Consider the following 24,953-nt stretch of genomic DNA (forward strand, 5'->3'; position numbering starts at 1 on the left):
TGACACAAGGACAGCCGTACCCAAATGAAAACCGCGGAAATCGCGCAGCGCTACCTTTCCTACTTCGAGAAGAACGGTCACACCGTTGTGCCTTCGGCATCTCTCGTGAGCGATGACCCCACCGTCATGTTCACGATCGCCGGCATGGTGCCGTTCGTGCCGTACCTGCAGGGGCTGCTTCCTGCGCCGTTCCCACGTGCGACCGACCTGCAGAAGTGCATCCGCACCAACGACATCGAAGAGGTCGGAAAGACCGCTCGTCACGGCACGTTCTTCCAGATGCTGGGCAACTGGTCCTTCGGCGACTACTTCAAAGAGGGCGCGATCAGCTACGCCTGGGAGCTGCTGACCTCAGCGGAGGCCGATGGCGGACTCGGCTTCGCCGAGAAGGACATCTGGGTCACCGTCTACGAGACCGATGATGAAGCTGCCGCTCTCTGGCAGAAGATCGCTGGGCTCCCCGCCGAGCGCATTCAGCGCATGGGCAAGGAGGACAACTACTGGCACACCGGCCAGCCCGGCCCCGCGGGCCCGTGCTCTGAGATCTACATCGACCGCGGACCGGCTTACGGCCGCGATGGTGGCCCGATCGTCGACGACAACCGCTTCACGGAGATCTGGAACCTGGTCTTCATGCAGGAACTGCTCTCCGAGGTGCGCTCGAAGGTCGACTTCGACATCGCAGGTCCCCTCCCGAAGAAGAACATCGATACCGGAATGGGTCTCGAGCGCGTCGCCATGTTCAAGCAGGGCGCCGAGAACATGTACGAGACCGATCAGGTTCGGCCGGTTCTCGATCGCGCCATGGAGATCTCCGGCCGCAAGTATGGCGTCTCGCACGAGGACGATGTCCGCTTCCGCGTGATCGCAGATCACGTGCGGTCCTCTCTCATGCTGCTCTCTGACGGAGTCAAGCCGGCGAACGATGGCCGCGGGTATATCCTGCGCCGCCTCATGCGTCGCACGGTGCGCTCGATGCGCCTGCTCGGTGTGGACGCTCCAACCTTCCCTGAGCTGTTCGCCGCCTCGCGTGATGCGATGAAGGCGTCTTATCCCGTCCTCGAGACCGAGTGGGATCGTCTCTCGTCTCTGGCTGTCGCTGAGGAGGAGACCTTCCTTCGCACGCTCGCGCAGGGCTCGACCATTCTGGATCTCGCGCTCGGCGACACGAAGAAGTCCGGAACGCAGATTCTTTCTGGCCCTGAGGCGTTCCTACTGCACGACACTTACGGGTTCCCGATCGACCTCACACTCGAGATCGCCCAGGAGCAGGGTCTGAGCGTTGATCGCGGCGCGTTCGACGAGCTGATGACCGAGCAGCGCACCCGCGCGAAGGCGGATGCGAAGAGCCGTCGCCGCCAGCTCGCCGATGTCTCGGTGTACCGCGACTTCCGCGCACTCGGAGAGACCGCATTCGCCGGGTACACGGATCTCGAGGCGGAGTCCCGCGTTCTGGGAATCCTCGTCGACGGGCACCCCGTCACCGCCGCCTCCGAGGGCGACATGGCCGAGATCATCCTCGCCGAGACTGCCCTCTACGCGGAGTCCGGCGGCCAGGTCGCTGACAAGGGCATGATCGTCGGCCCCGGTTTCGAGCTCGAGGTGCTCGACGTGCAGAAGCCGGTTCCGGGCCTCATCAGTCACACAGTCCAGGTCAGCACCGGAAGCGTCGCCGTCGACGATCGCGCGACGACGGTGGTCGACGCCGCTAACCGCCGCGCTGCGCGTCAGGCGCACTCGGCAACGCACCTGGTGCACGCAGCTCTCCGCGACACCCTCGGGACGAGCGCCACTCAGGCGGGCTCGCTGAACCGCGCGGGCTACATGCGGTTCGACTTCTCCTGGTCGCAGCCTCTCTCTGCAGATACGCGCACCGAGATCGAGGACATCACCAACCGGGCAGTCCAAGACGCTCTTGAGGTGACCACGCGCATCGTCTCGCTCGACGAGGCCAAAGAAGCGGGTGCGATGGCGCTGTTCGGCGAGAAGTACGGCGATGTCGTGCGTATGGTCGACATCGGCGGACCGTGGTCTCGTGAGCTGTGTGCGGGCACGCATGTGTCGTCCAGCTCTGAGATCGGCATCGTCAGCCTGGTTGGGGAGTCGTCCGTCGGCGCATCCAACCGTCGCATCGAGGCTCTGGTCGGTCAGGACGCATTCCGCGAGCTGGCTGCAGAGCGCGCAATCGTCTCACAGCTGACTTCGTCGCTGAAGACCCCTCGCGAGCAGCTGCCGGAACGCATCGCCGAGATCGCCGCGAATCTGAAGGCCGCAGAGAAGCGCATTGCGCAGTTCGAGGCGAAGGAGCGCGAGGGTCGGGTCCCGGCGATCGCCGAGTCCGCCCAGCGCGTGGGCGCGTACCGTGTCGCTGCGGTGTCGGTGGGTGAAGTCGCTTCCGGCGACGACGTTCGCGGTCTCGCGCTGAGCGTGCGCGAGCGTCTCGGCGCAGACGCCGCGGTCGTCGCACTCGGCGGTATCGCCGGAGGACGGCCGATCGTCGTCGTAGCCACCAACGAGGCTGCCCGTGCAGCCGGTGCCAAGGCGGGTGTGCTCGCCAAACGCGCAGCATCCGTGCTCGGTGGCGGTGGCGGCGGGCGTGACGACGTCGCCCAGGGCGGCGGTACAGATGCGGCATCCCTTAGCGCCGCACTCGAGGCCATCACGACCGACCTGCGCAGCGCGTGACCGGTTTTCGTCGGGGCGTGCGTCTCGGTGTCGATGTCGGTAAAGCCCGCGTCGGAATCTCGCGGTGCGACCCCGACGGGATGCTCGCCGTCCCCGTCGAGACGGTGCCTCGTTCGGACTCTTCGCTCGCCCGCATCGCAGAGATCGCGAGAGAGTACGAGCCGTTGGAGTTCGTTGTCGGTCTGCCGGTAAACATGCAGGGTGCGGAAACGCCGTCCACTGCGGACGCCCGCGAGTTCGCCGCGGCGCTGCAGGAGCTGACATCGATCCCGGTACGGCTGATGGATGAGCGTCTGAGCACGGTGTCCGCACACGCCGCACTGCGCTCATCTGGCAGAACACAGCGAAATTCTCGTAGCATTGTCGATCAGGTCGCCGCGGTGGTTCTGCTGCAGCACGCGATCGACACGGAGAAGAGCACCGGCAGCCCGGCGGGTGTTCTGGTTCCGCGATCTGAGGAGCCCATCTGAGCATGCCTGAACGAGAGCAGCGCGAGCAGGAATCGCAGAGTCTGTCTGATGATCTGTTCGCGAATCTTCCTGAGCCGCTTCATCAGGCGCCGGCAGTGAACTCCTCACCCCCCACGCCCGGCTCGCGCCGAGCGATGCGCGAGCAGACGCAGCAGGCTCGCAGGGCCTCACATGTTGAGAATGGCTCTGTCGCTCCACAGGCGGATTCCGATGACGCGCTTCCCGCGGAGAATGCCCCCGTTCCCACTCCAACGGCAGGGGACAAGCCCGCAGCCACGCTCGATGACCTCTTCGCTGCCGACGATGATGACGGCACCGGCTCCGGTGGCAGGCGGCGCAAGAAGCGGCGCACGGGCTGTCTCGTTGCGCTGGTCATCGTTTTGGCACTGATCGGCGGCGCAGTCGGCGCGGGTTTCTGGGTGATGAACACCTACGGTGATCAGATCAGCGACGTCATGGGATGGGGGCCTCCCGCAGACTGGGAGGCCGGGCTCGCCACCGGCGAAGCGGCCGTCACGATTCGCGAGGGCGACACCGGATCCAACGTTTCGACCGCGCTGTACGAGGCAGGCGTGACGCGGACCGATGGTGTCTTCTATGACTACCTGGTCGATGAGAACATCGCATTCACCTTCTACCCCGGCGTGTACACCCTGCAGCAGAAGATGACGTCAGCGGCCGCTCTCGAAGCTCTCCAGGATCCTGCCAACAAGTCCGAGAACACCGTGGCTATCGCAGAGGGCGGCACCGTGGAGTCCTCCCTTCCGCTCATCTCCGAGGGCGTAGGCATTCCTCTCGAAGAGCTGCAGGCCGCGGTCGCCGACCCCAGCGTCTATGACGTGGCAGCAGCGGATCTCGAAGGCTGGCTCTTCCCCGCCGTGTACACCTTCGATCCGGAAGCGACGGCCACTCAGGTGATCGCCCGCATGGTCGATCGCACCCGCGAGTCGCTCAGTGCGGCTGGTGTGGCCCCAGGCGACGAGCAGCGGATCCTCACCATCGCATCAATCATCCAGCGAGAAGGTCGAACGGATGACTTCGCCAAGGTCTCACGCGTCATTCAGAACCGTCTCGACGACGGAATGAAGTTGCAGATGGACTCCACCTCGCAGTACGGCTACGGCGAATTGCACGCGGGCGTTCTGAGCACCTCTGAGGAGGCGCAGTTCGATGACAACCCGTGGAACACCTACGTCCATGAAGGACTGCCGATCGGCCCCATCGCCAGCCCGAGCGACGCGGCCATCGAGGCTGCGATGCATCCGTCAGACGGCCCATGGCTGTATTTCGTGACGATCAACCCGCAGACTGGCGAGACCGTCTTCTCCACGACCTACGAAGAGCACCAGGCCGCCATCAAGGTCTGGCAGCAGTGGTGTCAGGCGAACCCCGACCAGGGATGCTGACGCCATGACGCGTCACCGTCTCGAGGTCTGGGGCGATCCGATCGAGCACAGCAGATCGCCGGCACTTCACACCGCGGCCTACCGCGCGCTCGGGCTGGACTGGCAGTACGGGCGAAGGCGCGTGAGCGCCGAGAGCTTCAGCGGCGAATTGGGCGCACTCGATGAGACCTGGCGAGGCCTGTCTCTTACGATGCCGCTGAAAGATGCAGCATTTGCCGCAACCTCTTCGCGCGACCGCCACGCCGAACTGACCGGTGCAGTGAACACGATGCTGCTGGGCTCAGAGCCGCAAGGATTCAACACCGATGTCGGCGGCATCATCGATGCGTTGGCAGAGAACGGAATCGAAGATTTCGCTGCCGTGCGTATTCTGGGCGCCGGGGCCACTGCCGCATCCGCCCTCGTCGCGGCATCCGAATGCGGCGCATCCCGAGTAGAGGTGCGCGCACGACGGCCCGAGCGCGCAGAAGGACTCTGGGCCTTGGGGGAGCGGCTCGGCATGCGGGTCGACGTCACCGAGCTCGACGCCAGCGGAGCACTGGTGGATCTGACGATCGCGACCCTGCCCTCTGGCACTGTTCTTGATGCATCCGTGAGCGCCGCACTCGCAGAATCCGGCGGCGATCTCTTCGAGGTGGCGTACGAGCCATGGCCCTCTGCATTGGCCGACGCATGGCACGGCGGACGGGTCGTCTCCGGCTCCGAGATGCTGCTGCATCAGGCGGTTCGCCAGGTGCGGGTGTTCCTGCACAGCGACCCGCTGCACCCGCTTGATGACGAAGCACGAGTGCGTGACGAAATGCGATCGGCGTACGTGGGAGACTAGAGCAATGCTCCGCGTGCTCACAGCCGGCGAATCGCACGGCCCCGAACTCATCGCCGTCATGGAGGGTCTGCCCTCCGGCGTCCCGATCTCCTCTGAGGCGATCCAGGCCGACCTCGCCCGTCGAAAGCTGGGCTACGGCCGCGGCTCGCGGATGAAGTTCGAGCAGGACGAACTGACCATCTCCGGCGGTGTCCGCCACGGCAAGACACTCGGGAGCCCGATCGCGCTGCGCATCGGCAACACGGAGTGGCCGAAGTGGATCGAGGTCATGAACCCCGAGCCCATCGAGATCACCGAAAAGTCACGTGGTCGCTCAGCCCCGCTCACAAGGCCCAGGCCCGGGCACGCGGACCTCGTCGGTATGCAGAAGTATGACTTCGACGAGGCGCGCCCGATCCTCGAGCGGGCGAGTGCTCGTGAGACCGCTGCGCGTGTCGCGCTGGGCGCTGTCGCGCGGTCTTTCCTGAGCGAGCTGGGGATCCGACTGGTCAGCCACACCCTGTCGATCGGTCCGGTGCGTTCGCCGGAAGACGCAGCTCTGCCGACCCCTGACGATGTCGATGCTCTCGATGCTGATCCGCTGCGGTGCTTCGACAGCGCGACCTCCGCGCGGATGGTCGAAGAAGTCGATGACGCTCGCAAGGCCGGCGACACGCTCGGCGGCATCGTCGAGGTGCTCGCCTACGGACTGCCTCCTGGGCTCGGCTCGCACGTGCACTGGGACCGTCGCCTGGACGCACGTCTCGCACAGGCGCTCATGAGCATTCAGGCGATCAAGGGCGTCGAGGTCGGCGACGGCTTCGAGACGACGCGTCGTCGCGGCTCTGCTGCGCATGATGAGCTCTTCGTCACCGACGACGGCATCACTCGCGCATCCGATCGCGCCGGCGGTACAGAGGGCGGTATGTCCACCGGCACGGTGCTGCGCGTCCGAGCCGGCATGAAGCCGATCGCGACCGTCCCGCACGCACTGCGCACGATCGACACCGCAACCGGCGAGGCGGCGAACGCACATCACCAGCGTTCAGATGTCTGCGCAGTTCCGGCCGCTGGCGTCGTCGCTGAAGCGATGGTCGCCGTCGAACTCGCGCGCGCCGTGCTCGAGAAGTTCGGAGGCGACAGTATCCGTGAGACGCGCCGCAACCTCGAGAGCTACCTCGACGCGATCCCCGCTGAGCTGCGTACGGCGCCCGCGTCGGAGGTAGCTCTGATCGCTCACGATGAGCAGCTCTGACCCGCTGACGCTTGTGCTCGTAGGCCCCATGGGCGCCGGCAAGACCAGCGTCGGTCGCCGGGTGGCCAAGCATCTCGGGGTGGCTTTCATCGACACGGACAAGCGGATCGCGTCTGAGCATGGCGCGATCGCAGAGATCTTCACCGCACGCGGTGAGGAGCAGTTCCGTGAGCTCGAACGCCGAGCGGTGGCAGCGGCCCTCCAAGAGGGCGGTGTCATCTCGCTGGGGGGAGGCGCGGTGGTGAGCCCGCAGACGCGTGAACTCCTGCAGCAGCACCCGGTCGTCTTTCTCGATGTCACCGCTGATGCTGTCGCGCAGCGGGTCCGCGGCAGCGGACGACCGCTTCTCGCAGGTGATAACGACCCGCTCGTCCGTTGGAAGAAGATCTACGAACAGCGCCGTGGCTGGTACGACGAGGTCGCGAATGCGACCTTCGACACTTCTCATAGGCCGATGCAGCGCATCGCCAGTGAGATCGCGGCATGGAGGAGAGAGCAATCATGAGCAGCACCACGATCAATGTGACCGGCCAGGCGTCCTACGACATCACTGTCGGTCGGAGCATCCTCGATCAGGTCTCGAGCGCTCTGGACCCGGCGGTCCGCAAGATCCTCATCGTTCATCCTCCGACGCTTGCCGCGCGCGCTGCGGAGCTTCGGGACCGGCTACTGGCTGATACCGCGAATGCGGGACGCGAAGTGATGCTCGCCGAGGTGCCAGACGCAGAGCAGGGCAAGCGCATCGAGGTCGCCGCATTCTGCTGGCAGGTCATGGGCCAGTCCGACTTCACCCGCACCGATGCGGTGATCGGCTACGGCGGCGGATCGGTCACAGACCTGGCAGGCTTCGTCGCGGCAACCTGGCTGCGCGGCGTGCAGGTCGTACAGATCCCCACCACGGTGCTGGGACTGGTCGATGCGTCGGTCGGCGGCAAGACCGGCGTGAACACCGCGGAGGGCAAGAACCTCGTCGGCGCATTCTGGGCGCCGCGTGCGGTCATCGGCGACCTCGATGAGCTCGGCAGCCTCAGTGCCAACGAGGCGACCGCAGGCTATGCCGAAGTGGTCAAGGCCGGTTTCATCTGGGCGCCGGAGATCCTCGACATCATCGAAGCGGATCCTTCCCGCGCAGTCGACACGACAACCGATGAGTTCCGTCGCACGGTCGAGCTCGCGATCCAGATGAAGGCGACGGTGGTCTCGGAGGACTTCCGCGAAGCAGGTCAGCGGGAGATCCTCAACTACGGACACACGCTCGGACACGCCATCGAGCACGCGGAGCGCTATCAGTGGCGACATGGCGCGGCGATCTCGATCGGCATGATGTACGCGGCAGAGCTCTCCCGTCTTGCAGGGCGGCTCTCGGATGCCGCGGTCGATCGGCACCGCTCGATCTTCGAGTCCCTGGGGCTGCCGACCACGTACCGCGCCGGCGCCTGGTCTCAACTGCTGGCGTCCATGCAGCGCGACAAGAAGAGCCGTGGCGGGATGCTGCGCTTCATCGTCCTCTCCGACATCGCCAAGCCGACAGTGCTGCAGGCGCCAGACGAGTCGCTGCTGTTCGCCGCGTATCAGGAGATCGGCGCATGACCCGGCGCCTGCTGCTCGTCAACGGGCCGAACCTGAACCTCCTCGGCATCCGGGATCCCGCCACCTACGGCACCTCGACACTCGCCGACGTCGAGAAGATCACGTCGGATGCCGCGGCGCAGGCCGGTTTCGACCTGCGCACGATCCAGAGCAATCACGAGGGCGTGCTCATCGACGCCATCCACGCGGCGCGCGAAGACTGCGCAGGCATCGTTATCAACCCTGGGGGGCTGACGCACACCTCCGTGGCACTGCGCGATGCGCTCACGGGAGTGTCGTTGCCGTTCGCTGAAGTGCACATCTCGGACGTCAATGCACGAGAGGAATTCCGACGTTTCTCGTACCTGCACGATGTCGCCGCCGTCCGAGTGATCGGCGAGGGCGTGGCGGGATACGCGACCGCCGTCGCACGGCTTGCTCCACTCATCCCGTAGAATCGACAGTCGACCACACTTTGGTCACCCCGCATACGAAACGGAACTCTCTCGAATGGCATCCACCGCAGACATCAAGAACGGCGTCGTCCTCAATCTCGACGGACAGCTCTGGACCGTTGTGGAGTTCCAGCACGTCAAGCCCGGCAAGGGCGGCGCGTTCGTGCGCACCAAGCTGAAGAACGTCGTCACCGGACGCACCAACGACAAGACCTTCAACGCCGGCGCAAAGGTCGACATCGAGAACGTCGACCGTCGTGACTTCACGTACCTCTATGCCGATGGCGACGGCTATGTGTTCATGGACACGACCGACTTCGATCAGCTCACGCTGAGCGATGTCGTCGTCGGCGACGCGAAGAACTTCCTCCTCGAGAACACTCAGGTCACGATCGCGCTCAACAACGGCAACCCGCTGTACATCGAGTTGCCGACGTCCGTCATCCTCGAGGTGACCTACTCCGAGCCCGGCCTCCAGGGCGACCGCTCGTCCGCGGGCACCAAGCCCGCAACCGTCGAGACCGGCTACGAGATGCAGGTGCCGCTGTTCGTCGAGACGGGCACCAAGATCAAGGTCGACACTCGCACGGGCGACTACCTCGGCCGCGAGAAGTAAGGCGTGAGCGCTCGGACGAAGGCGCGCAAGCGCGCACTCGACATTCTCTTCTCCTCGGATGTCCGCGGAGACGAGATCGCTGTCACGCTCGCGGCGGAGGCCAAGCGAGCAGCGAGCGAGCCCGCTCGTGAGGCCTCTTGGCTGTACGCTCGCGAGATCATCGACGGAATCATCGATCACCGTGATGACATCGATGAGAGCATCGTGACCCACAGTCGCGACTGGAAGCTCGAGCGCATGCCGGCTGTTGACCGTGCGCTGCTGCGGATGGGCGCGTGGGAGATCCTCTACAACGACGAGGTGCCGACCGCCGTCGCGATCGATGAGGCCGTCGAGCTCGCCAAGGAGTTCTCCACTGATGACTCCGGTGCATTCGTGCACGGAGTGCTCGCCAGAGTCGCACGCGCAAGCTGACTGACAGGTTGTCGGTGGTTCGCGGGAGGATCCCGGTATGCCCGCACCGCTGATAGATCTGTCTGCGCTGCGGCGGTTCACGGACGCCGGCAGCTTCGATCGTGGGCGCGCGTATGCCCGCGACGGCATGGTGCACCGTTCCCGATGGAACGACGACTTCTCGGTGCTCTCAGCGGACGTGCGCGGCTCCGCGCAATCCGACTATCACTGTGTCATCCGTGTCACACCGGGTCGTGAGACCGCGGCGGTCGCATCGACGTCCTGCAACTGCCCTGTGCGCTCGGGTTGCAAGCACATCGTCGCGACCGTCCTGGTGAGCAACGCCCAGGTCGAGGCTTCGCCACCTGCCACTGTGACTGCCACGGGTTCAGAGGTTCCCGGTCAGCCGAGCTGGCGGACCCTGCTCGAATCCTCACCTCCAGCCTCCAACGCTGCCTCGTTGGCGCTCGGTATCGAGGTGCGCCATCGCGAAGACAAGGGCGTGCATCAGTGGGCACCGCGTCCGATGCGCACCGCGACCGTGCGTGACGTCGTCAAAGGCGGGGGTGAGCTTCTGCTCGGAATGCGTCCGCTCATGCGCAGCCAGTCCACGGGCGCCTGGATCCAGGGACAGGCCTCCTGGGATGCGATCCGACGTCCAGGTTCGCAGTTCCGGCCCGAACAACTGCGCTGGTTCGCCGACCTCCTGAGCATCGCCCGCGAGTCGCTGCTGTCTGGAACGGCGGGAGACTGGCTCATGCTCGATCATGTGCAGTCGGCTCTGCTCTGGCCGCACCTGCGTGCGGCGGCCGGGCTGGGCATTCCACTCGTGTCCGCTCAGAAGAGCTTCCAGGTGGGGGTCGCCTCCACGGGCTCCGTCGCAGCGCAAGTCGAGCGCATCGGCGAAGATCTTTCGATCACCGCCGATGTCGTTCTTGACGATCGACCCGCGGATGCTGCGCATGTGCGCACGATCGGACACACCGGCATCTACGTCGTCGAACCAACCGGCAGCAGAGCGACCGTGACCCTTGCGGAGGTACCGCTGAGCCCCGTCGTTCACGCGCTGCTTACCGCGCGGTCGACACTCGTCGTTCCTGCCGCAGAGGAGGGCGCTTTCCTTCACGATGCGTACCCCGCGCTCGCGCGACGTGTACCGGTGCACACGGTCGGGGCAGTAGAGCTTCCGGTCATGCCGGTGCCGGCTCCGACCCTCGTGGTGGCGCACCACCCGCGGGACCGAATCGACTACGCATTCGAGTGGACCTACCAGGGATACGGCAGGTATCCGCTCACTGCGACCTCCGACGCCGTGCGCGACGACGTGCGCGAACAATCCGGCCGCGACGCGCTCGAGAAGATCTGGGAGCGCGTCACTGGCGTGCAGTTCCAGGCCACCGGCACGTTGCACGATGTCGATGCCGCTGAGTTCGCCACGCACATCGTGCCGGGGCTGCAGGAGCAGGGCGTATCGGTGGTGCGGACAGGCAGAGCGAAGAACTATCACGAGCTCAGCGGGGCGCCCGAGATCACGGTCTCCACGGTGGAGAGCGCTGATCCGGACTGGTTCGACCTCGGAATCCTCGTCAGGATCGATGGCCGCAGCATCCCGTTCGCGCCGCTGTTCACTGCCCTGAGCATGCGGCGCACGAAGCTGCTGCTGATCGACGGCAGCTATTTCTCACTCGCGCATCCGGCGCTTGATGCGCTGCGGGAGCTCATCGATGAGGCGACTGATCTCACCGAGTGGGAGACGGCGCCGCGCATCAGCCGGTACCAGACCGACCTCTGGGAAGAGTTCGAGGACCTCGCTGACGAAGCGATTCCGGCCACGACGTGGCGCGCGACTGCCGAGGGGCTGCGCGACGCGACCGGGGTGCCCCCCACCGCGCTTCCCGATTCGCTGAAGGCCGAGCTCCGCACATATCAGAAGGCCGGTTTCGACTGGCTTGCTTTTCTCTGGGAGCACCACCTCGGCGGCATCCTCGCCGATGACATGGGCCTTGGGAAGACGATCCAGCTGCTCACCCTGATGCTGCACGCACGCGCAACGGGGGAGAAGCGACCGTTTCTCGTCGTCGCGCCGACCTCGGTGCAGGCAACCTGGCAAGACGAGGCGGCGAGGTTCGCCCCATCGCTGAGCGTGCACGTGGTCGACGGCACACTGGCGCGACGCCGTTCGTCAGTCGAAGAGCTCGCCCGCGAGGTCGACATCGTGGTCACGTCCTACACGCTCGTGCGACTCGACGCCGAAGAGTACGCGTCGACCGAGTGGGCTGTGCTCGTGCTCGATGAAGCACAGTTCGTGAAGAACGCGTCGACGAAACAGCACAGAGCGGTGGCATCCATCCCCGCGCGCGTGACGTTCGCCGTGACCGGAACGCCGATGGAGAACAGTCTCAGCGACCTGTGGGCGCTGCTGAAGCTCACCGCTCCCGGGCTGTTCGCCTCCGCCCGAAAGTTTCGTCAGGACTACATCCAGCCGATCGAGAAGGGCAAAGTGCCCGAGAACGAAGAGGGCAGCGAGTACCGCCAGCGACGGCTCGAGCGGTTGCGCCGCCGCATTCGGCCTCTGATGCTGCGCCGCACCAAGGAGCTTGTGGCCACCGACCTCCCGGAGAAGCAGGAGCAGCTGCTGCACGTTGAGCTCAGCGCTCCGCATCGCGTGCTGTACGACACCGTGCTGCAGCGCGAGCGGCAGAAGGTGCTCGGGCTTCTGCAGGACCTTGATCGGAACAGGTTCATCGTATTCCGCTCTCTCACGATGCTGCGCATGCTCAGCCTGGCTCCCGGACTAGTCGACGAAGCAGATGCGCATGTCGGCTCCCGAAAGATCGACACCCTCATCGAGCGGGTGATCGAGTTGCACGCCGAGGGGCATCGCGCGCTGGTCTTCAGCCAGTTCACCTCATTCCTCAAGATTGCCGCGGACCGGCTGCAGCAGGCTGGCATCCCGTTCGCATATCTCGATGGCTCTACCCGCAATCGTCGCCAGGTGATCGACGGGTTCCGCAAGGGCGAACAGCCGGTCTTCCTCATCAGCCTCAAATCAGGCGGGTTCGGTCTCACGCTCACAGAGGCCGACTACGTCTTCATGCTCGATCCCTGGTGGAACCCTGCGGCAGAAGCGCAGGCCATAGATCGCACGCATCGCATCGGCCAGCACAGGCCCGTCATGGTCTATCGGATGATCTCCACGGGCACGATCGAAGAGAAGGTGCTGGCCCTTCAACAACGCAAAGCCCGCCTGTTCACCGCGGTGATGGACGATGAGGCGCTTTTCGCGCAATCGCTGACAGCCGACGACATCCGCGGGCTGTTCGAGGGGTAGGGCATTTACCCGGCCCCGCTGGGTCGGCGCCAAGGGCCCCACAGGTAGAATCGTGGTGTCCACAGCAGGAGGAGCGCAATGCGGATCACAGGACTCGGCCACGCCGGGATGTTCATCGAGACACTCGGCGGAAACATCATCTGCGACCCCGTCGTGGGCCCGTCGTTCTTCGGCTCCTGGTTCCCCTTCCCTGACAACCGTGGGCTCGACTGGGAGAGACTCGGCCGTGAAGCCGACTTCCTGTACATCTCCCACCGGCACCGCGATCACTTCGACCCGAAGCTTCTGCAGCGTTTCATCCGCCGCGACATCGAAGTCCTGCTGCCGGAGTACCCCATCGATGACCTCGAGCAGGACATTCGGGCTCTGGGCTACACCAACATCACCTACGCACCAGCCGGAGAAGTGATCGAACGCGGCGAGCTGAAGATCATGATCACGCCACTGCGCGCGCCCAGCGACGGTCCGATCGGCGACTCATCGCTCAGCGTTGATGACGGCACCGCTTCGATTCTCAACCAGAACGACTCGCACCCTCTCGATCTCGAGCGGCTTCTGAGCTTCGGCAAGCCCGACGCGTACTTCACTCAGACCTCCGGAGCCATCTGGTGGCCGATGGTCTACGACCTCCCGCAGGACGCCAAGCAGAACTTCGCACGCCTCAAGCGCGATGCGCAGAACAAGCGCGCGATGTACTACGTCGAGAAGGTCGATGCGCCGGTGGTGTTCCCGATGGCAGGCCCGCCGATGTTCCTGCGCGATGAGTTGTTCCAGTACAACGGCTACGGCCAGAACGACGATTCGATCTTCACCGATCAGAAGCAGTTCATCACGCACATGAACGAGCTTGCCCCGCAGTACGACGGACGCCTGTTCGTTCCGGGAACCGTCGTGACGCTCGAGAACCGTGAACTGGTCTCGATCGAGCAGACGCTGTACACGCAGGACGAGATCGACAGCATCTTCGACGACAAGTGGACCTACCTGGAGGCTCAGCGCGCCAGTCGCCAGCAGGAGATCCGCGATGAAGTCGCAGAGCGCGCCGAACCGCTGCCGGCAGGAGAGATCCTTGCCGCGCTCAAGGCATGGTGGGAGCCGCTGCTGAAGAAGTCCCGCACCATCCGTCTCGGTGTGGGCGGCTGCGTGCGATTCCGCATCGGCGACCTCGATATGGTCGTCGACTTCCCCAAGGCCAAGGTGCGTGAATACGCGGGGGAGGAGTGCATCTACTGGTACACGCTCCCCGCTGACCTCGTCTCCACGAACATCCGGGACCACGAGATCGACTGGTCCAACTCGATCTTCCTGTCGATGCAGTTCTCGGTGGGACGAAGCGGCAAGTTCAACGAGTTCCTCACCACGTTCCTCAAGTGCCTGTCGGTGGATCGCATCGAGTACGTCGAGAACTGGTACTCCGAGCAGACCGACCAGACTGAGGATGCCCAAGTCGGCGATTGGGTCGTGCAGCGTCGTTGCCCGCACCTGCGCGCTGACCTGACGAAGACCGGAAAGGTCGACGAAGACGGCGTTCTCACGTGCAGCATGCACGACTGGAAGTGGGATCTGAAGACGGGCAAGTGCCTGACGACCACCGGTCACGAGATCCGCGCCGAGCACTGTCCGGTCACCGAGGACGCACTGCGGCTGGACGCCTGAGACTCAGCGGTCATCCGCCGTCCTGCGCTGAACGAAGATTCCCGCGAGCGGGTTCAGTACGACGAGGATCAACCAGGTCAGTTTGGCGGTGTTCGCATCGACGAATAGCGCAACCGGAACCGATGCGAGGAACACCACAGGGGTGGTGAGAGCCGCGAGAAGCTCGAAACGGTTCTGGCGGTTCGTGCGGCGCGGATCCTCGAGCCCGCGCGCACGGGCTACCTGATACATGAGGACCTGCGACGATGAGACCGCGGCGATGTTCAGCGCATACAGCGCTGTGGGCAGGGCGAGCTCGGTCGTCACCGGGTCGCTGATGCCCTGTGTCGTGAAGGCGATGATGATCACGAGGGCTGTCGTCAGCAGATTCAGCGCTGTGACCGGACCGTCCATGCCTGAGAGTCGGCGCATGAGCCGGACGTTGGCGCGCCAGACGACGGCGATGACGACGAAACTCAACGCGAAGCCCAGGAACTGGGTCGATGCCCCGGATGCCATCAGCGCATCGAGACTCTCCCACGCCTCTTCCGGCGGGGGATCGACGTTTGCGATCAGGAGCGTCATGGCGAAGCCATAGACCGCGTCGAAGAGTGAGACACCACGGCTGAACGGCATCGAATCCGTCGCGTCGACCGTATCCACCCGCGCACGCCGGGCCACAGGTGCGGGGTCAGCGTCATCGCTCATGCCCACAGCGTGGCACCAGCGTGTGCGGCGGGGCAACCGAAACCGGTAGAATGGGCAGCGCAAGCAACCTTTAACACCGTCCAGAGAGGCGGAGAAGGGAGCGGCTGATGAACGCACGCACTGTGCTGCAGCAAGCCGATATCTCGCGGGCTCTGACCCGCATCGCCCATGAGATCCTCGAGTCGAACAAGGGCCCGGCCGATCTGGTGCTGTTGGGCATCCCCACGCGCGGCGTCGCTCTGGCTGCGCGTCTGGGAGCGCTGATCACTTCGATTACGCAGACCGAGATTCCCGTCGGATCTCTCGACGTCACGCTGTTCCGGGATGACCTCGCGCAGCATCCGACGCGGTCTCCGCAGCCCACCGAGATCCCCTCCGGCGGCATCGACGGGAGAACTGTCGTCCTTGTCGACGATGTGCTCTTCTCCGGGCGCAGCATCCGTGCCGCCCTTGATGCCATTCAGTCGATCGGACGACCCGCGGTGGTGCGTCTGGCCATCCTCGTCGATCGCGGCCACCGCGAGCTGCCGATCCGCCCTGACTTCGTCGGCAAGAACATTCCGTCGGCACGCACCGAGCGCGTCAACGTCCGTCTCAGCGAGAACGACGGCATCGATGAGGTGACGATCGGCGAATGAGACACCTTCTCGACACCAAGACACTCGATCGCACCACCGCGCTGCGCATCCTCGACGTCGCCGAAGACATGTCGGACACGCAGTCCCGCGAAGTCAAGAAGCTCCCCACGCTTCGCGGCAAGACGGTCGTGAACCTCTTCTTCGAGGACTCCACGCGCACGCGCATCTCCTTCGAAGCAGCAGCCAAGCGCCTCTCGGCCGATGTCATCAACTTCGCGGCGAAGGGGTCAAGCGTCTCCAAGGGCGAGAGCCTGAAGGACACCGCACAGACGCTGCAGGCGATGGGAGCGGATGCCGTGGTCATCCGCCACTCGGCCTCCGGAGCTCCGCGCACGCTCGCGACGAGCGGGTGGATCTCCGCTGGCGTCGTGAACGCCGGCGACGGTACCCACGAGCATCCGACGCAGGCTCTGCTGGATGCCTTCACAATCCGCAAGCGTCGATTCGGCGCAGAGAGCCGCGGGCGCGACCTGTCTGGTGTGCGGGTCGTGATCGTCGGCGATGTGCTGCACTCCCGTGTCGCCCGGTCGAACGTCTGGCTGCTCGCCACTCTCGGTGCTGAAGTGACTCTGGTCTCCCCGCCGACGCTGATCCCGCAGAACATCTCGGAGTGGCCGGTTCAGGTGAAATACTCGCTCGACGATGCCCTTGCCGATGGCCCGGATGCCGTCATGATGCTGCGCATCCAGCTCGAAAGGATGAACGCAGCATATTTCCCCAGTGAGCGGGAGTATTCCCGCACGTGGGGATTGGACGCCGTGCGCGCGGCGGCCCTTCCGGACGATAGCATTGTGATGCACCCCGGACCGATGAACCGTGGGCTCGAGATCTCGTCCGAAGCTGCGGATTCACCGCGCTCGACCGTACTCGAGCAGGTCACCAATGGTGTGTCCGTGCGGATGGCTGTGCTGTACCTGCTGCTGGCAGGAGAACGTATCGAGGAACGAGGGAGAGACCTGTGAGCGAGACCCTCGTGATCACCGGAGCTCGGATGCTCGGCGAGAACGCCGCAGATATCCGCGTCGAAGACGGAATCATCACCGAGCTCGGCACCGGCGTCAGCCGCGACGGCGCTCGTGTCATCGACGCCGACGGACTCGTCGCACTGCCGGGTCTTGTCGATCTGCACACGCACCTGCGCGAGCCGGGCTACGAAGCATCCGAAACCATCCTGACCGGCACCAGGGCCGCTGCAGCCGGTGGATTCACCGCTGTCTTCGCCATGCCCAACACTGAGCCGGTCGCCGATTCAGCCGGCGTCGTCGAGCAGGAGCTCGCGCTCGGCGAAGCAGCTGGTTACGCCACAGTGCAGCCGATCGGCGCCGTGACCATCGGGCAGAGGGGCGAACGCCTCGCCGAGCTCGGAGCCATGGCGAATTCGCGCGCCAAGGTGCGGGTGTTCAGCGATGACGGGTTCTGCGTCTTCGATCCACTGATCATGCGCCGTGCGCTGGAGTACGTGAAGTCCTTCGGCGGCGTGATCGCTCAGCACGCGCAAGACCCTCGACTCACCGAGGGCGCCCAGATGAACGAGGGCACCGTGTCAGCTGAGCTCGGTCTCACCGGTTGGCCAGCCGTCGCCGAGGAGTCGATCATCGCTCGCGACGTGCTCCTCGCCGAGCACGTCGGCTCCCGGTTGCACGTCTGTCACCTCTCGACCGCCGGATCGGTCGACATCATTCGCTGGGCGAAGAAGCGGGGCGTCAACGTCACGGCTGAAGTGACCCCGCACCACCTGTTGCTGACGGATGAGCTCGTTCGCGGATACGACGCACGCTACAAGGTGAACCCGCCGCTGCGCCGCGAAGAAGATGTGCTCGCCGTGCGCGAAGGACTCGCCGACGGAACCATCGACATCGTCGCGACCGACCACGCACCGCACCCTTCCGAGAACAAGGCCTGCGAATGGCAGGCGGCGGCCAACGGCATGGTCGGTCTGGAGAGCGCCCTTCGGGTCGTGCACCAGGCGATGGTGCAGACAGGTCAGCTCGACTGGGCTGATGTCGCACGCGTGATGAGCGCCGCGCCCGCACGCATCGGAATGATCTCCGGACACGGCACGCCGCTCGCGGTGGGACAGCCGGCCCAGATCACGCTGTATGACCAGAGCGTCGCGGGGGAGTTCACCGCTGCGGATCTGCATGGACGCAGCCAGAACTCGCCGTACCTGGGCCGTGAACTCCCAGGTCGCGTGCAGTGGACGATCCACCACGGCGTCGTCACTGTGGCAGATGGCGAAGTCGTGCCGGAGCTGAACCGATGAGCATGCGCGATATCGCCGTCGCCATCACGATCGCCCTCGCCGTCATCGCGCTGATTGCAATGCTGTTCGCCTGGCGGCGACGGTTGCGGCGAGACTCGATCTACACGGCCCCGCTCGGGGTGCCAGAGCACGCCGAGATCACCAGCCGCTACGAAGTGCTGTATGTGTCGACAACGCGTCACGACCAGCCGCTCGAGCGACTCGCGATAACGCCGCTGGCCTACCGCGCCCGCGGCGAACTCGCGGTGACAGACCGCGGGATCGCCCTGTGCCTGGACGGATCGCCGACAGTCTTCCTCCCGAAGGACAGGCTCTACGGGGTCGACCGAGCCACCGTCACCATCGATCGTGTGGTCGAGCCTGGCGGCCTCGTCCGAATCGCGTGGCGCGCGGACGCCGACACCGTGGTCGATTCCTATCTGCGCAGTGCCACCAGCACCCCAGACACTCTTATCTCAGAACTGCAGCGGCTCACCCCCGCACACGACTCAGGAGCCACGTCTTGACCAGCTCACACGCATTGATACCCGCCGTTCTCGTTCTCGAAGACGGCACCCGCTACGCAGGCCGCGCATACGGCGCGGTCGGCACGACCCTCGGCGAAGTCGTCTTCGCCACGGGGATGTCGGGCTACCAGGAGACCATCACCGACCCGTCCTACGCAGGACAGATCGTTCTGCAGACGGCGCCGCACATCGGCAACACCGGGATGAACGATGAAGACGCCGAGTCGCACCGTATCTGGGTTGCCGGCTACATCGTGCGCGACCCCTCACGAGTGGTCTCCAACTGGCGTGCGAACGCTTCACTGGACGACGTGCTCGTTCAGGACGGCATCGTCGGCATCAGCGGGATCGACACTCGTGCGGTCACTCGCCGCATCCGTTCGGCCGGTTCCATGCGCGGCGGCATCTTCTCGGGCCAAGCAGCCGCGCTCGACGCCGCTGAACAGCTTCGACTCGTGCAGGAAGCACCGGAGATGAGTGGCCAGAACCTCTCCGCACAGGTCTCGGTCGACGTCGCCACCATCACCACCGCGATCGGGGAGCGCATCGGCAACCTCGCAGTGCTCGATCTCGGCGTCAAGCAGGCCACGATCGACAATCTCGCCGCTCGCGGTTTCGAGGTCCATGTGCTGCCGCAGAGCTCCACAATCGAAGACATTCGCGCAATCGACCCCGTTGCGGTCTTCTACTCGAACGGTCCAGGCGACCCGTCGGCATCCGATGACCACGTCGCGATTCTTCGCGCCGTGCTCGATGCGGGCCTGCCGTTCTTCGGCATCTGCTTCGGCAACCAGCTGCTCGGGCGTGCGCTCGGCCTCGGCACCTACAAGCTGCCGTTCGGTCACCGCGGCATCAATCAGCCCGTGCTCGACAAGACCACCGGCAAGATCGAGATCACCGCACACAACCACGGCTTCGCTGTGGACGCGCCGCTGGAGGGCACCTTCGACAGCCCGAACGGCTACGGCAAGGTGGAGGTCAGCCACATCGGCTTGAACGACAACGTCGTCGAGGGGCTGCGTGCCCTCGAGATCCCGGCCTTCTCGGTGCAGTACCACCCTGAGGCCGCAGCCGGTCCGCACGACGCCAACTATCTTTTCGACCGCTTCGCAGAGCTGGTCATCTCCACGCAGAAGGGCGCCAAGTAATGCCAAAGCGCAGCGACATCAACTCCGTGCTCGTCATCGGCTCCGGCCCGATCGTCATCGGCCAGGCCTGTGAATTCGACTACTCCGGCACCCAGGCGTGCCGCGTGCTGCGTGAAGAGGGCGTACGCGTCATCCTCGTGAACTCCAACCCCGCCACGATCATGACCGACCCCGACTTCGCAGACGCGACCTACATCGAGCCCATCACATGGCAGGTCATCGAGACGATCATCGCGAAGGAGAGGCCCGACGCGATCCTCCCGACCCTCGGCGGACAGACGGCGCTGAATGCGGCCATCGAGCTCCACAACCACGGGATCCTCGAGAAGTACGACATCGAGCTCATCGGCGCGAACTTCGAGGCGATCAACAAGGGTGAAGACCGCCAGATCTTCAAGGAGCTCGTCCTCGAGGCGGGCGCAGACGTCGCAGCATCCGTCATCTGCCACACCATGGATGAACTCATTGCCGGCGCCGAGACTCTCGGCTACCCACTGGTCGTGCGCCCGAGCTTCACCATGGGCGGGCTCGGCTCGGGCTTCGCCTACGACGAGGAAGACCTCCGCCGCATCGGCGGGGCAGGTCTGCACGACTCACCCACCACCGAAGTGCTCCTCGAGGAATCGATCCTCGGTTGGAAGGAGTACGAGCTCGAGCTCATGCGCGACACTGCCGACAACACGGTCGTCGTCTGCTCGATCGAGAACGTCGACCCTGTCGGCGTGCACACCGGCGACTCGATCACGGTCGCTCCGGCTCTCACACTCACCGACCGCGAATACCAGAAGATGCGTGACATCGGCATCGACATCATCCGCGCCGTCGGCGTCGACACCGGTGGCTGCAACATCCAGTTCGCGGTCGACCCGAGCAACGGCCGAATCATCGTCATCGAGATGAACCCGCGCGTCTCGCGTTCGAGTGCACTGGCATCGAAGGCGACCGGATTCCCCATTGCCAAGCTCGCAGCCAAGCTCGCGCTGGGCTACACGCTCGACGAGATTCCGAACGACATCACCGGGGTGACGCCGGCGAGCTTCGAGCCGACGCTCGACTACGTCGTAGTGAAGGTTCCGCGCTTCGCGTTCGAGAAGTTCCCGGCAGCAGACGCGACTCTGACGACGACCATGAAGTCCGTCGGCGAGGCCATGGCGATCGGCCGCAACTACTCAACTGCTCTGCAGAAGGCGCTGCGTTCACTCGAGAAGCGCGGTTCGAGCTTCCACTGGGCTGAAGAGAGCCGTTCTCTCGAAGAACTGCTCGAGATTTCGAAGACCCCGACGGACGGCCGCATCGTCGTTCTGCAGCAGGCGCTGCGCAAGGGCGCGACGATCGAGCAGGCGTTCGAGGCGACCGCGATCGACCCGTGGTTCATCGACCAGATGGTCCTCATCAACGAGGTGGCAGAGACTGTCCGCACCGCGGGCGAGTTCGATGCCGAGATCATCCGCCACGCGAAGGAGCACGGCTTCTCCGACGCCCAGCTCGCGCAGCTGCGCGGCATCACCGAGGCTGAGGTCCGCGGCGTCCGCCACGGACTCGGCATCCGCCCGGTGTACAAGACGGTCGACACGTGCGCGGGCGAGTTCCCGGCATTGACGCCGTATCACTACTCGAGCTACGACTTCGAGACGGAGGTCGCGCCCTCGGATCGCACCAAGGTCGTCATCATCGGATCGGGTCCGAACCGCATCGGTCAGGGCGTCGAGTTCGACTACTCGTGCGTGCACGCATCCTTCGCGCTGTCGGATGCCGGGTACGAGACCGTCATGGTCAATTGCAACCCCGAGACCGTCTCGACCGACTACGACACCTCGGATCGGCTGTATTTCGAGCCGCTGACTCTCGAGGACGTCCTCGAGGTGCTCGATGCAGAGGCCGCCAGCGGCACGATCCTCGGCGTCGTCTGCCAGCTCGGCGGACAGACGCCCCTGGGCCTTGCGAAGGGCATCGAGGCTGCGGGATACCCCGTGCTCGGCACGAGCCCCGAGGCCATCGACATCGCAGAGGAGCGCGAGCTCTTCTCGCAGCTGCTGGGTCGCGCTGACCTCGTCGCACCGCGTCACGGCACGGCGATCGACGTCGACGAAGCGGTGGCCATCGCAGAAGACATCGGCTACCCGGTGCTCGTGCGCCCGAGCTTCGTGCTCGGCGGACGCGGCATGGAGATCGTCTACGACACCCCGAGCCTGCGCGACTACTTCGTGCGCACCGCCGGCGAGGTCATTGTCGGCCCCGGCACCCCGCTACTGGTCGACCGCTTCCTCGACGACGCGATCGAGCTGGATGTCGACGCGCTCTACGACGGCGAGGAGCTGTACATCGGCGGAGTCATGGAACACCTCGAAGAGGCCGGCATCCACTCCGGTGACTCGAGCTGCACCCTGCCGCCGATCTCACTGGGCCGCAGTGACGTCGACCGTATTCGTGTGGCGACGCTCGCGATCGCCGAGGGCGTGGGAGTGCGCGGGCTGCTGAACGTGCAGTTCGCCATCAGCGCCGGCGTGCTCTACGTCATCGAGGCGAACCCTCGTGCCAGCCGCACCGTTCCGTTCGTGTCGAAGGCCCTGGGGATACCGATGGCCAAGGCCGCCAGCCGCATCATGGTCGGCGCCACGATCGCTGAGCTGAAGGAAGAGGGGATGCTCCCGGCATCCGACGGCTCGCGTGTTCCGCTGGGTGCACCGGTGTCTGTCAAGGAAGCAGTGCTGCCCTTCAAGCGCTTCCGGACCAAGGACGGCAAGATCGTCGACTCGGTTCTGGGCCCCGAGATGCGCTCCACCGGCGAGGTCATGGGAATCGACAAGGACTTCCCGACCGCGTTCGCGAAGAGCCAGGCTGCCGCATACGGCGGCATGCCGACCTCGGGCACCGTGTTCATCTCGGTCGCAGACGCAGACAAGCGCGCCGTCATCCTGCCAGCCCACCGTCTGCAGCAGCTCGGGTTCACGCTCGTTGCCACCGAGGGTACCGCTGAGATCCTCTCTCGCAATGGCATCGCGGTCACCGTGGTCGCCAAGTACAGCGAGACTCAGCAGGACGGCGGCGAGAACATCGTCGATCTCATCAACAACGGCCAGGTCGACATCGTGGTGAACACGCCGTCCGGCGGCGCAGCACGTGCCGACGGATACGAGATCCGGGCAGCGGCAGTCGCGGCAGATAAAGCACTTTTCACGACCATGGCCGTGCTCGGCGCCGCGGTGAGCGGTATGGACGCCGCCGACACCGGCTTCGATGTGCGCAGTCTGCAGGAGTACGCACTCGACCGGCAGGCGGCTCTGTGACCGAAGAGGACACCGGTTCGCGATTCGGTGAGCGCGTCCGGCACGCGCTCTCCGAATACGGCCCGCTCTGCGTCGGTGTCGATCCGCATGCCGCTCTTCTGCGCGCGTGGGGACTGGACGAGTCGGCGTCTGGCGTGCGTCAGTTCGGCATGCGCACCGTGAATGCCGCGGCTGGTCGCGTCGGATTTGTGAAGCCGCAGGTGTCGTTCTTTGAACGTTTCGGCTCGGCGGGCTTCGCGGCTCTCGAGGATGTCCTGGATGCTGCGCGGAGGAGCGACCTCATCGTGATCGCCGACGCGAAGCGCGGCGATATCGGAACGACCATGGACGCGTACGCGGCGGCCTGGCTCACTCCGGGTTCGCCGCTGGAGGCCGACGCATTGACCGTCAGCCCCTACCTCGGTGTCGGCGCTCTCGACGGCACCTTCTCGCTGGCAGAGACACACGGCAAGGGTGTGTTTGTCCTCGCCGCGACCAGCAACCCCGAAGCACTGGGCGTGCAGCGCTCTCAGACGTCGCAGTCGCAGACAGTCTCTGCGCAGATCGTCGAAGAGGTCAGCGCCCGCAATGCCACCAGCACGCCTGCAGGACAGTGGGGGAGTCTCGGCTTCGTCATCGGGGCCACGGTGGACTGGACGGATGCGGGGCTCACCCCGTTCACTCCAGCCGCCCCCATCCTCGGTCCCGGTTTCGGCGCACAGGGCGCTGAGCCCGCCGAACTGCAGCGCCGTTTCGGCGCAGCATCGCCGACTGTGATCGCGTCTGAGAGCCGGAGTATCCTCTCGGCTGGCCCCGATGGCCTGGCATCGGCAATCGACGCACGCGTCGCTGACTACCGGAAGGCTCTCGATGTCTGAACGAACCGTGCCAGAAGTGGACCGTGCTGCTGCCGCACGTCGCGCGGTCGAGCGTCGGCGCGCACGCGCGTCGCTCAAGCGCGACCTCACGATGCGCGTCATCACCCCGCAGACTGCCGCGGCTCGGGCCTTCGAGGACGCTGATTCTGTCGCCGGCTCCATGCGGATCACGGACTTCCTGGTCGCTCTTCCCGCGATCGGCGTGGGAAAGCGCGACCGCATCCTCGCTGACCTCGAGATCGCTCCAGTCAAGCGACTCGGCGGTCTCGGAGTGCGTCAGCGCGCGAGCCTCACCTGCTGGCTCGACGAGCGCTTTCCCGAGCCCGTGCCGCGCGCAGGTCGCAGCCGGTTGCTCGTCCTCGCCGGCCCCACCGCCGTCGGCAAGGGCACCGTCGCCGCACACATCCGAGCGAATCATCCGGAGATCCATCTCTCGGTATCCGCGACGACACGGCCGTCGCGCCCGGGCGAGATCGATGGAGTGCACTACTACTTCGTCGACGACAGCGAGTTCGATCGGCTGATCGCAGACGGGCAGCTGCTCGAGTACGCGGTCGTCCACAACAAGTCCCGCTACGGCACTCCTCGCGCACCGATCGACACCGCGCTGGCCGAAGGGAAGACCGTGCTGCTGGAGATCGACCTGCAGGGTGCCAGGCAGGTTCGCGCGGCTGAGCCGTCGGCAACTCTCATCTTCCTGCTCCCGCCATCATGGGATGAACTGGTGCAGCGTCTGATCGGGCGCGGCACCGAGGATGAAGAGGAACGCACCCGCCGGCTGCGCACTGCGAAGGTCGAATTGGCTGCTCAGAGCGAGTTCGATTACCGCATTGTGAACGAGGACGTCGCCGCAGCAGCTCGCGAGGTCGTAGAATTGTCTGAGGCGACCGCGCGCTGAACGCTTTAGCGTGCCCGCCGATTCGACT

The 24,953-nt window shown here is 65.2% G+C and carries 21 protein-coding genes; 20 read left to right on the top strand and 1 reads right to left on the bottom strand.

Annotation, left to right across the window (positions count from 1 at the left end; all coding sequences use genetic code 11):
* The first annotated feature begins 24 nt into the window (after positions 1-24).
* The 12 genes from alaS (at position 25) to ACTU6V_RS07905 (ending at position 14,641) form a co-directional block, all read left to right on the top strand.
* Positions 25-2,685, top strand: a complete 2,661-nt coding sequence (alaS, locus tag ACTU6V_RS07850) for an alanine--tRNA ligase (RefSeq protein WP_443468305.1) — start codon at positions 25-27, stop codon at positions 2,683-2,685.
* On the top strand, positions 2,682-3,155 hold the full coding sequence (ruvX, locus tag ACTU6V_RS07855; RefSeq protein ID WP_443468304.1) for a Holliday junction resolvase RuvX: 474 nt from the start codon (positions 2,682-2,684) through the stop codon (positions 3,153-3,155). The genes alaS and ruvX overlap by 4 nt, the downstream gene beginning before the upstream one ends.
* Positions 3,156-3,157: 2 nt before the next feature.
* Entirely contained in the window at positions 3,158-4,561 is a 1,404-nt protein-coding gene (mltG, locus tag ACTU6V_RS07860) for an endolytic transglycosylase MltG (RefSeq protein ID WP_443475378.1), read from the top strand.
* A 4-nt stretch (positions 4,562-4,565) separates the two neighbouring features.
* Positions 4,566-5,387 (top strand): shikimate dehydrogenase family protein, encoded by an 822-nt coding sequence (locus tag ACTU6V_RS07865; RefSeq protein ID WP_443475379.1) that lies wholly within the window; start codon positions 4,566-4,568, stop codon positions 5,385-5,387.
* A 4-nt stretch (positions 5,388-5,391) separates the two neighbouring features.
* Positions 5,392-6,621: a chorismate synthase gene (gene aroC / locus ACTU6V_RS07870; RefSeq protein WP_443475380.1), complete on the top strand. Its 1,230-nt coding sequence runs from the start codon at positions 5,392-5,394 to the stop codon at positions 6,619-6,621.
* Positions 6,608-7,126 carry a shikimate kinase gene (locus ACTU6V_RS07875; protein WP_443468300.1) on the top strand — a complete coding sequence of 173 codons (519 nt, stop codon included), beginning with the start codon at positions 6,608-6,610 and terminating at the stop codon, positions 7,124-7,126. The genes aroC and ACTU6V_RS07875 overlap by 14 nt, the downstream gene beginning before the upstream one ends.
* A complete protein-coding gene (gene aroB / locus ACTU6V_RS07880; protein WP_443475381.1) occupies positions 7,123-8,211 on the top strand; it encodes a 3-dehydroquinate synthase in 1,089 nt (362 codons plus the stop codon). Before ACTU6V_RS07875 ends, aroB begins: the two co-directional genes overlap by 4 nt.
* Positions 8,208-8,645, top strand: coding sequence for a type II 3-dehydroquinate dehydratase (locus tag ACTU6V_RS07885; protein WP_443475382.1), 438 nt, complete (start codon positions 8,208-8,210; stop codon positions 8,643-8,645). Before aroB ends, ACTU6V_RS07885 begins: the two co-directional genes overlap by 4 nt.
* Positions 8,646-8,700: 55 nt before the next feature.
* Positions 8,701-9,261, top strand: a complete 561-nt coding sequence (gene efp, locus ACTU6V_RS07890) for an elongation factor P (RefSeq protein ID WP_417512101.1) — start codon at positions 8,701-8,703, stop codon at positions 9,259-9,261.
* A gap of 3 nt (positions 9,262-9,264) precedes the next feature.
* The gene (nusB, locus tag ACTU6V_RS07895; protein ID WP_417511913.1) at positions 9,265-9,675 is read left to right on the top strand and encodes a transcription antitermination factor NusB; all 411 of its coding nucleotides are present in this window, start codon (positions 9,265-9,267) and stop codon (positions 9,673-9,675) included.
* A 37-nt stretch (positions 9,676-9,712) separates the two neighbouring features.
* Complete coding sequence (locus ACTU6V_RS07900) at positions 9,713-12,985, top strand: DEAD/DEAH box helicase (RefSeq protein WP_443475383.1); 3,273 nt, start codon at positions 9,713-9,715, stop codon at positions 12,983-12,985.
* A 78-nt stretch (positions 12,986-13,063) separates the two neighbouring features.
* Positions 13,064-14,641, top strand: a complete 1,578-nt coding sequence (locus tag ACTU6V_RS07905) for a Rieske 2Fe-2S domain-containing protein (RefSeq protein ID WP_443475384.1) — start codon at positions 13,064-13,066, stop codon at positions 14,639-14,641.
* A gap of 3 nt (positions 14,642-14,644) precedes the next feature.
* Here ACTU6V_RS07905 and ACTU6V_RS07910 read toward each other — a convergent pair whose 3' ends face one another.
* The gene (locus ACTU6V_RS07910) at positions 14,645-15,328 is read right to left on the bottom strand and encodes a TMEM175 family protein (RefSeq protein WP_443468295.1); all 684 of its coding nucleotides are present in this window, start codon (positions 15,326-15,328) and stop codon (positions 14,645-14,647) included.
* 107 nt (positions 15,329-15,435) lie between these two features.
* Here ACTU6V_RS07910 and pyrR point away from each other — a divergent pair, with 107 nt between their 5' ends.
* From pyrR to gmk, 8 genes are read left to right on the top strand one after another with little or no spacing between them, the layout of a single operon-like run.
* A complete protein-coding gene (pyrR, locus tag ACTU6V_RS07915) occupies positions 15,436-15,966 on the top strand; it encodes a bifunctional pyr operon transcriptional regulator/uracil phosphoribosyltransferase PyrR (RefSeq protein ID WP_417511907.1) in 531 nt (176 codons plus the stop codon).
* On the top strand, positions 15,963-16,928 hold the full coding sequence (locus ACTU6V_RS07920) for an aspartate carbamoyltransferase catalytic subunit (RefSeq protein ID WP_443468294.1): 966 nt from the start codon (positions 15,963-15,965) through the stop codon (positions 16,926-16,928). The genes pyrR and ACTU6V_RS07920 overlap by 4 nt, the downstream gene beginning before the upstream one ends.
* Entirely contained in the window at positions 16,925-18,229 is a 1,305-nt protein-coding gene (locus ACTU6V_RS07925; RefSeq protein ID WP_443468293.1) for a dihydroorotase, read from the top strand. The genes ACTU6V_RS07920 and ACTU6V_RS07925 overlap by 4 nt, the downstream gene beginning before the upstream one ends.
* Positions 18,226-18,735 (top strand): PH-like domain-containing protein, encoded by a 510-nt coding sequence (locus tag ACTU6V_RS07930; RefSeq protein ID WP_443468292.1) that lies wholly within the window; start codon positions 18,226-18,228, stop codon positions 18,733-18,735. The genes ACTU6V_RS07925 and ACTU6V_RS07930 overlap by 4 nt, the downstream gene beginning before the upstream one ends.
* Positions 18,732-19,883: a glutamine-hydrolyzing carbamoyl-phosphate synthase small subunit gene (gene carA / locus ACTU6V_RS07935; RefSeq protein ID WP_443475385.1), complete on the top strand. Its 1,152-nt coding sequence runs from the start codon at positions 18,732-18,734 to the stop codon at positions 19,881-19,883. Before ACTU6V_RS07930 ends, carA begins: the two co-directional genes overlap by 4 nt.
* Positions 19,883-23,170: a carbamoyl-phosphate synthase large subunit gene (carB, locus tag ACTU6V_RS07940; protein ID WP_443475386.1), complete on the top strand. Its 3,288-nt coding sequence runs from the start codon at positions 19,883-19,885 to the stop codon at positions 23,168-23,170. Before carA ends, carB begins: the two co-directional genes overlap by 1 nt.
* Positions 23,167-24,027, top strand: coding sequence for an orotidine-5'-phosphate decarboxylase (pyrF, locus tag ACTU6V_RS07945; protein ID WP_443468289.1), 861 nt, complete (start codon positions 23,167-23,169; stop codon positions 24,025-24,027). Before carB ends, pyrF begins: the two co-directional genes overlap by 4 nt.
* Entirely contained in the window at positions 24,020-24,925 is a 906-nt protein-coding gene (gene gmk, locus ACTU6V_RS07950; protein ID WP_443468288.1) for a guanylate kinase, read from the top strand. Before pyrF ends, gmk begins: the two co-directional genes overlap by 8 nt.
* The last annotated feature ends 28 nt before the right edge of the window (positions 24,926-24,953 follow it).

The organism is Microbacterium zouquanmingi (assembly GCF_052266675.1).
In the GTDB taxonomy this organism is placed as follows: Bacteria; Actinomycetota; Actinomycetes; order Actinomycetales; family Microbacteriaceae; genus Microbacterium.

Excerpts from the sequence above, each read along its gene's own strand:
- alaS (WP_443468305.1), top strand. The coding sequence starts at position 25 with ATGAAAACCGCGGAAATCGCGCAGCGCTACCTTTCCTACTTCGAGAAG.
- mltG (WP_443475378.1), top strand. The coding sequence starts at position 3,158 with ATGCCTGAACGAGAGCAGCGCGAGCAGGAATCGCAGAGTCTGTCTGAT.
- ACTU6V_RS07865 (WP_443475379.1), top strand. The coding sequence starts at position 4,566 with ATGACGCGTCACCGTCTCGAGGTCTGGGGCGATCCGATCGAGCACAGC.
- aroC (WP_443475380.1), top strand. The coding sequence starts at position 5,392 with ATGCTCCGCGTGCTCACAGCCGGCGAATCGCACGGCCCCGAACTCATC.
- ACTU6V_RS07875 (WP_443468300.1), top strand. The coding sequence starts at position 6,608 with ATGAGCAGCTCTGACCCGCTGACGCTTGTGCTCGTAGGCCCCATGGGC.
- aroB (WP_443475381.1), top strand. The coding sequence starts at position 7,123 with ATGAGCAGCACCACGATCAATGTGACCGGCCAGGCGTCCTACGACATC.
- ACTU6V_RS07885 (WP_443475382.1), top strand. The coding sequence starts at position 8,208 with ATGACCCGGCGCCTGCTGCTCGTCAACGGGCCGAACCTGAACCTCCTC.
- efp (WP_417512101.1), top strand. The coding sequence starts at position 8,701 with ATGGCATCCACCGCAGACATCAAGAACGGCGTCGTCCTCAATCTCGAC.
- ACTU6V_RS07900 (WP_443475383.1), top strand. The coding sequence starts at position 9,713 with ATGCCCGCACCGCTGATAGATCTGTCTGCGCTGCGGCGGTTCACGGAC.
- ACTU6V_RS07905 (WP_443475384.1), top strand. The coding sequence starts at position 13,064 with ATGCGGATCACAGGACTCGGCCACGCCGGGATGTTCATCGAGACACTC.
- ACTU6V_RS07910 (WP_443468295.1), bottom strand. The coding sequence starts at position 15,328 with ATGAGCGATGACGCTGACCCCGCACCTGTGGCCCGGCGTGCGCGGGTG.
- pyrR (WP_417511907.1), top strand. The coding sequence starts at position 15,436 with ATGAACGCACGCACTGTGCTGCAGCAAGCCGATATCTCGCGGGCTCTG.
- ACTU6V_RS07920 (WP_443468294.1), top strand. The coding sequence starts at position 15,963 with ATGAGACACCTTCTCGACACCAAGACACTCGATCGCACCACCGCGCTG.
- ACTU6V_RS07930 (WP_443468292.1), top strand. The coding sequence starts at position 18,226 with ATGAGCATGCGCGATATCGCCGTCGCCATCACGATCGCCCTCGCCGTC.
- carB (WP_443475386.1), top strand. The coding sequence starts at position 19,883 with ATGCCAAAGCGCAGCGACATCAACTCCGTGCTCGTCATCGGCTCCGGC.
- gmk (WP_443468288.1), top strand. The coding sequence starts at position 24,020 with ATGTCTGAACGAACCGTGCCAGAAGTGGACCGTGCTGCTGCCGCACGT.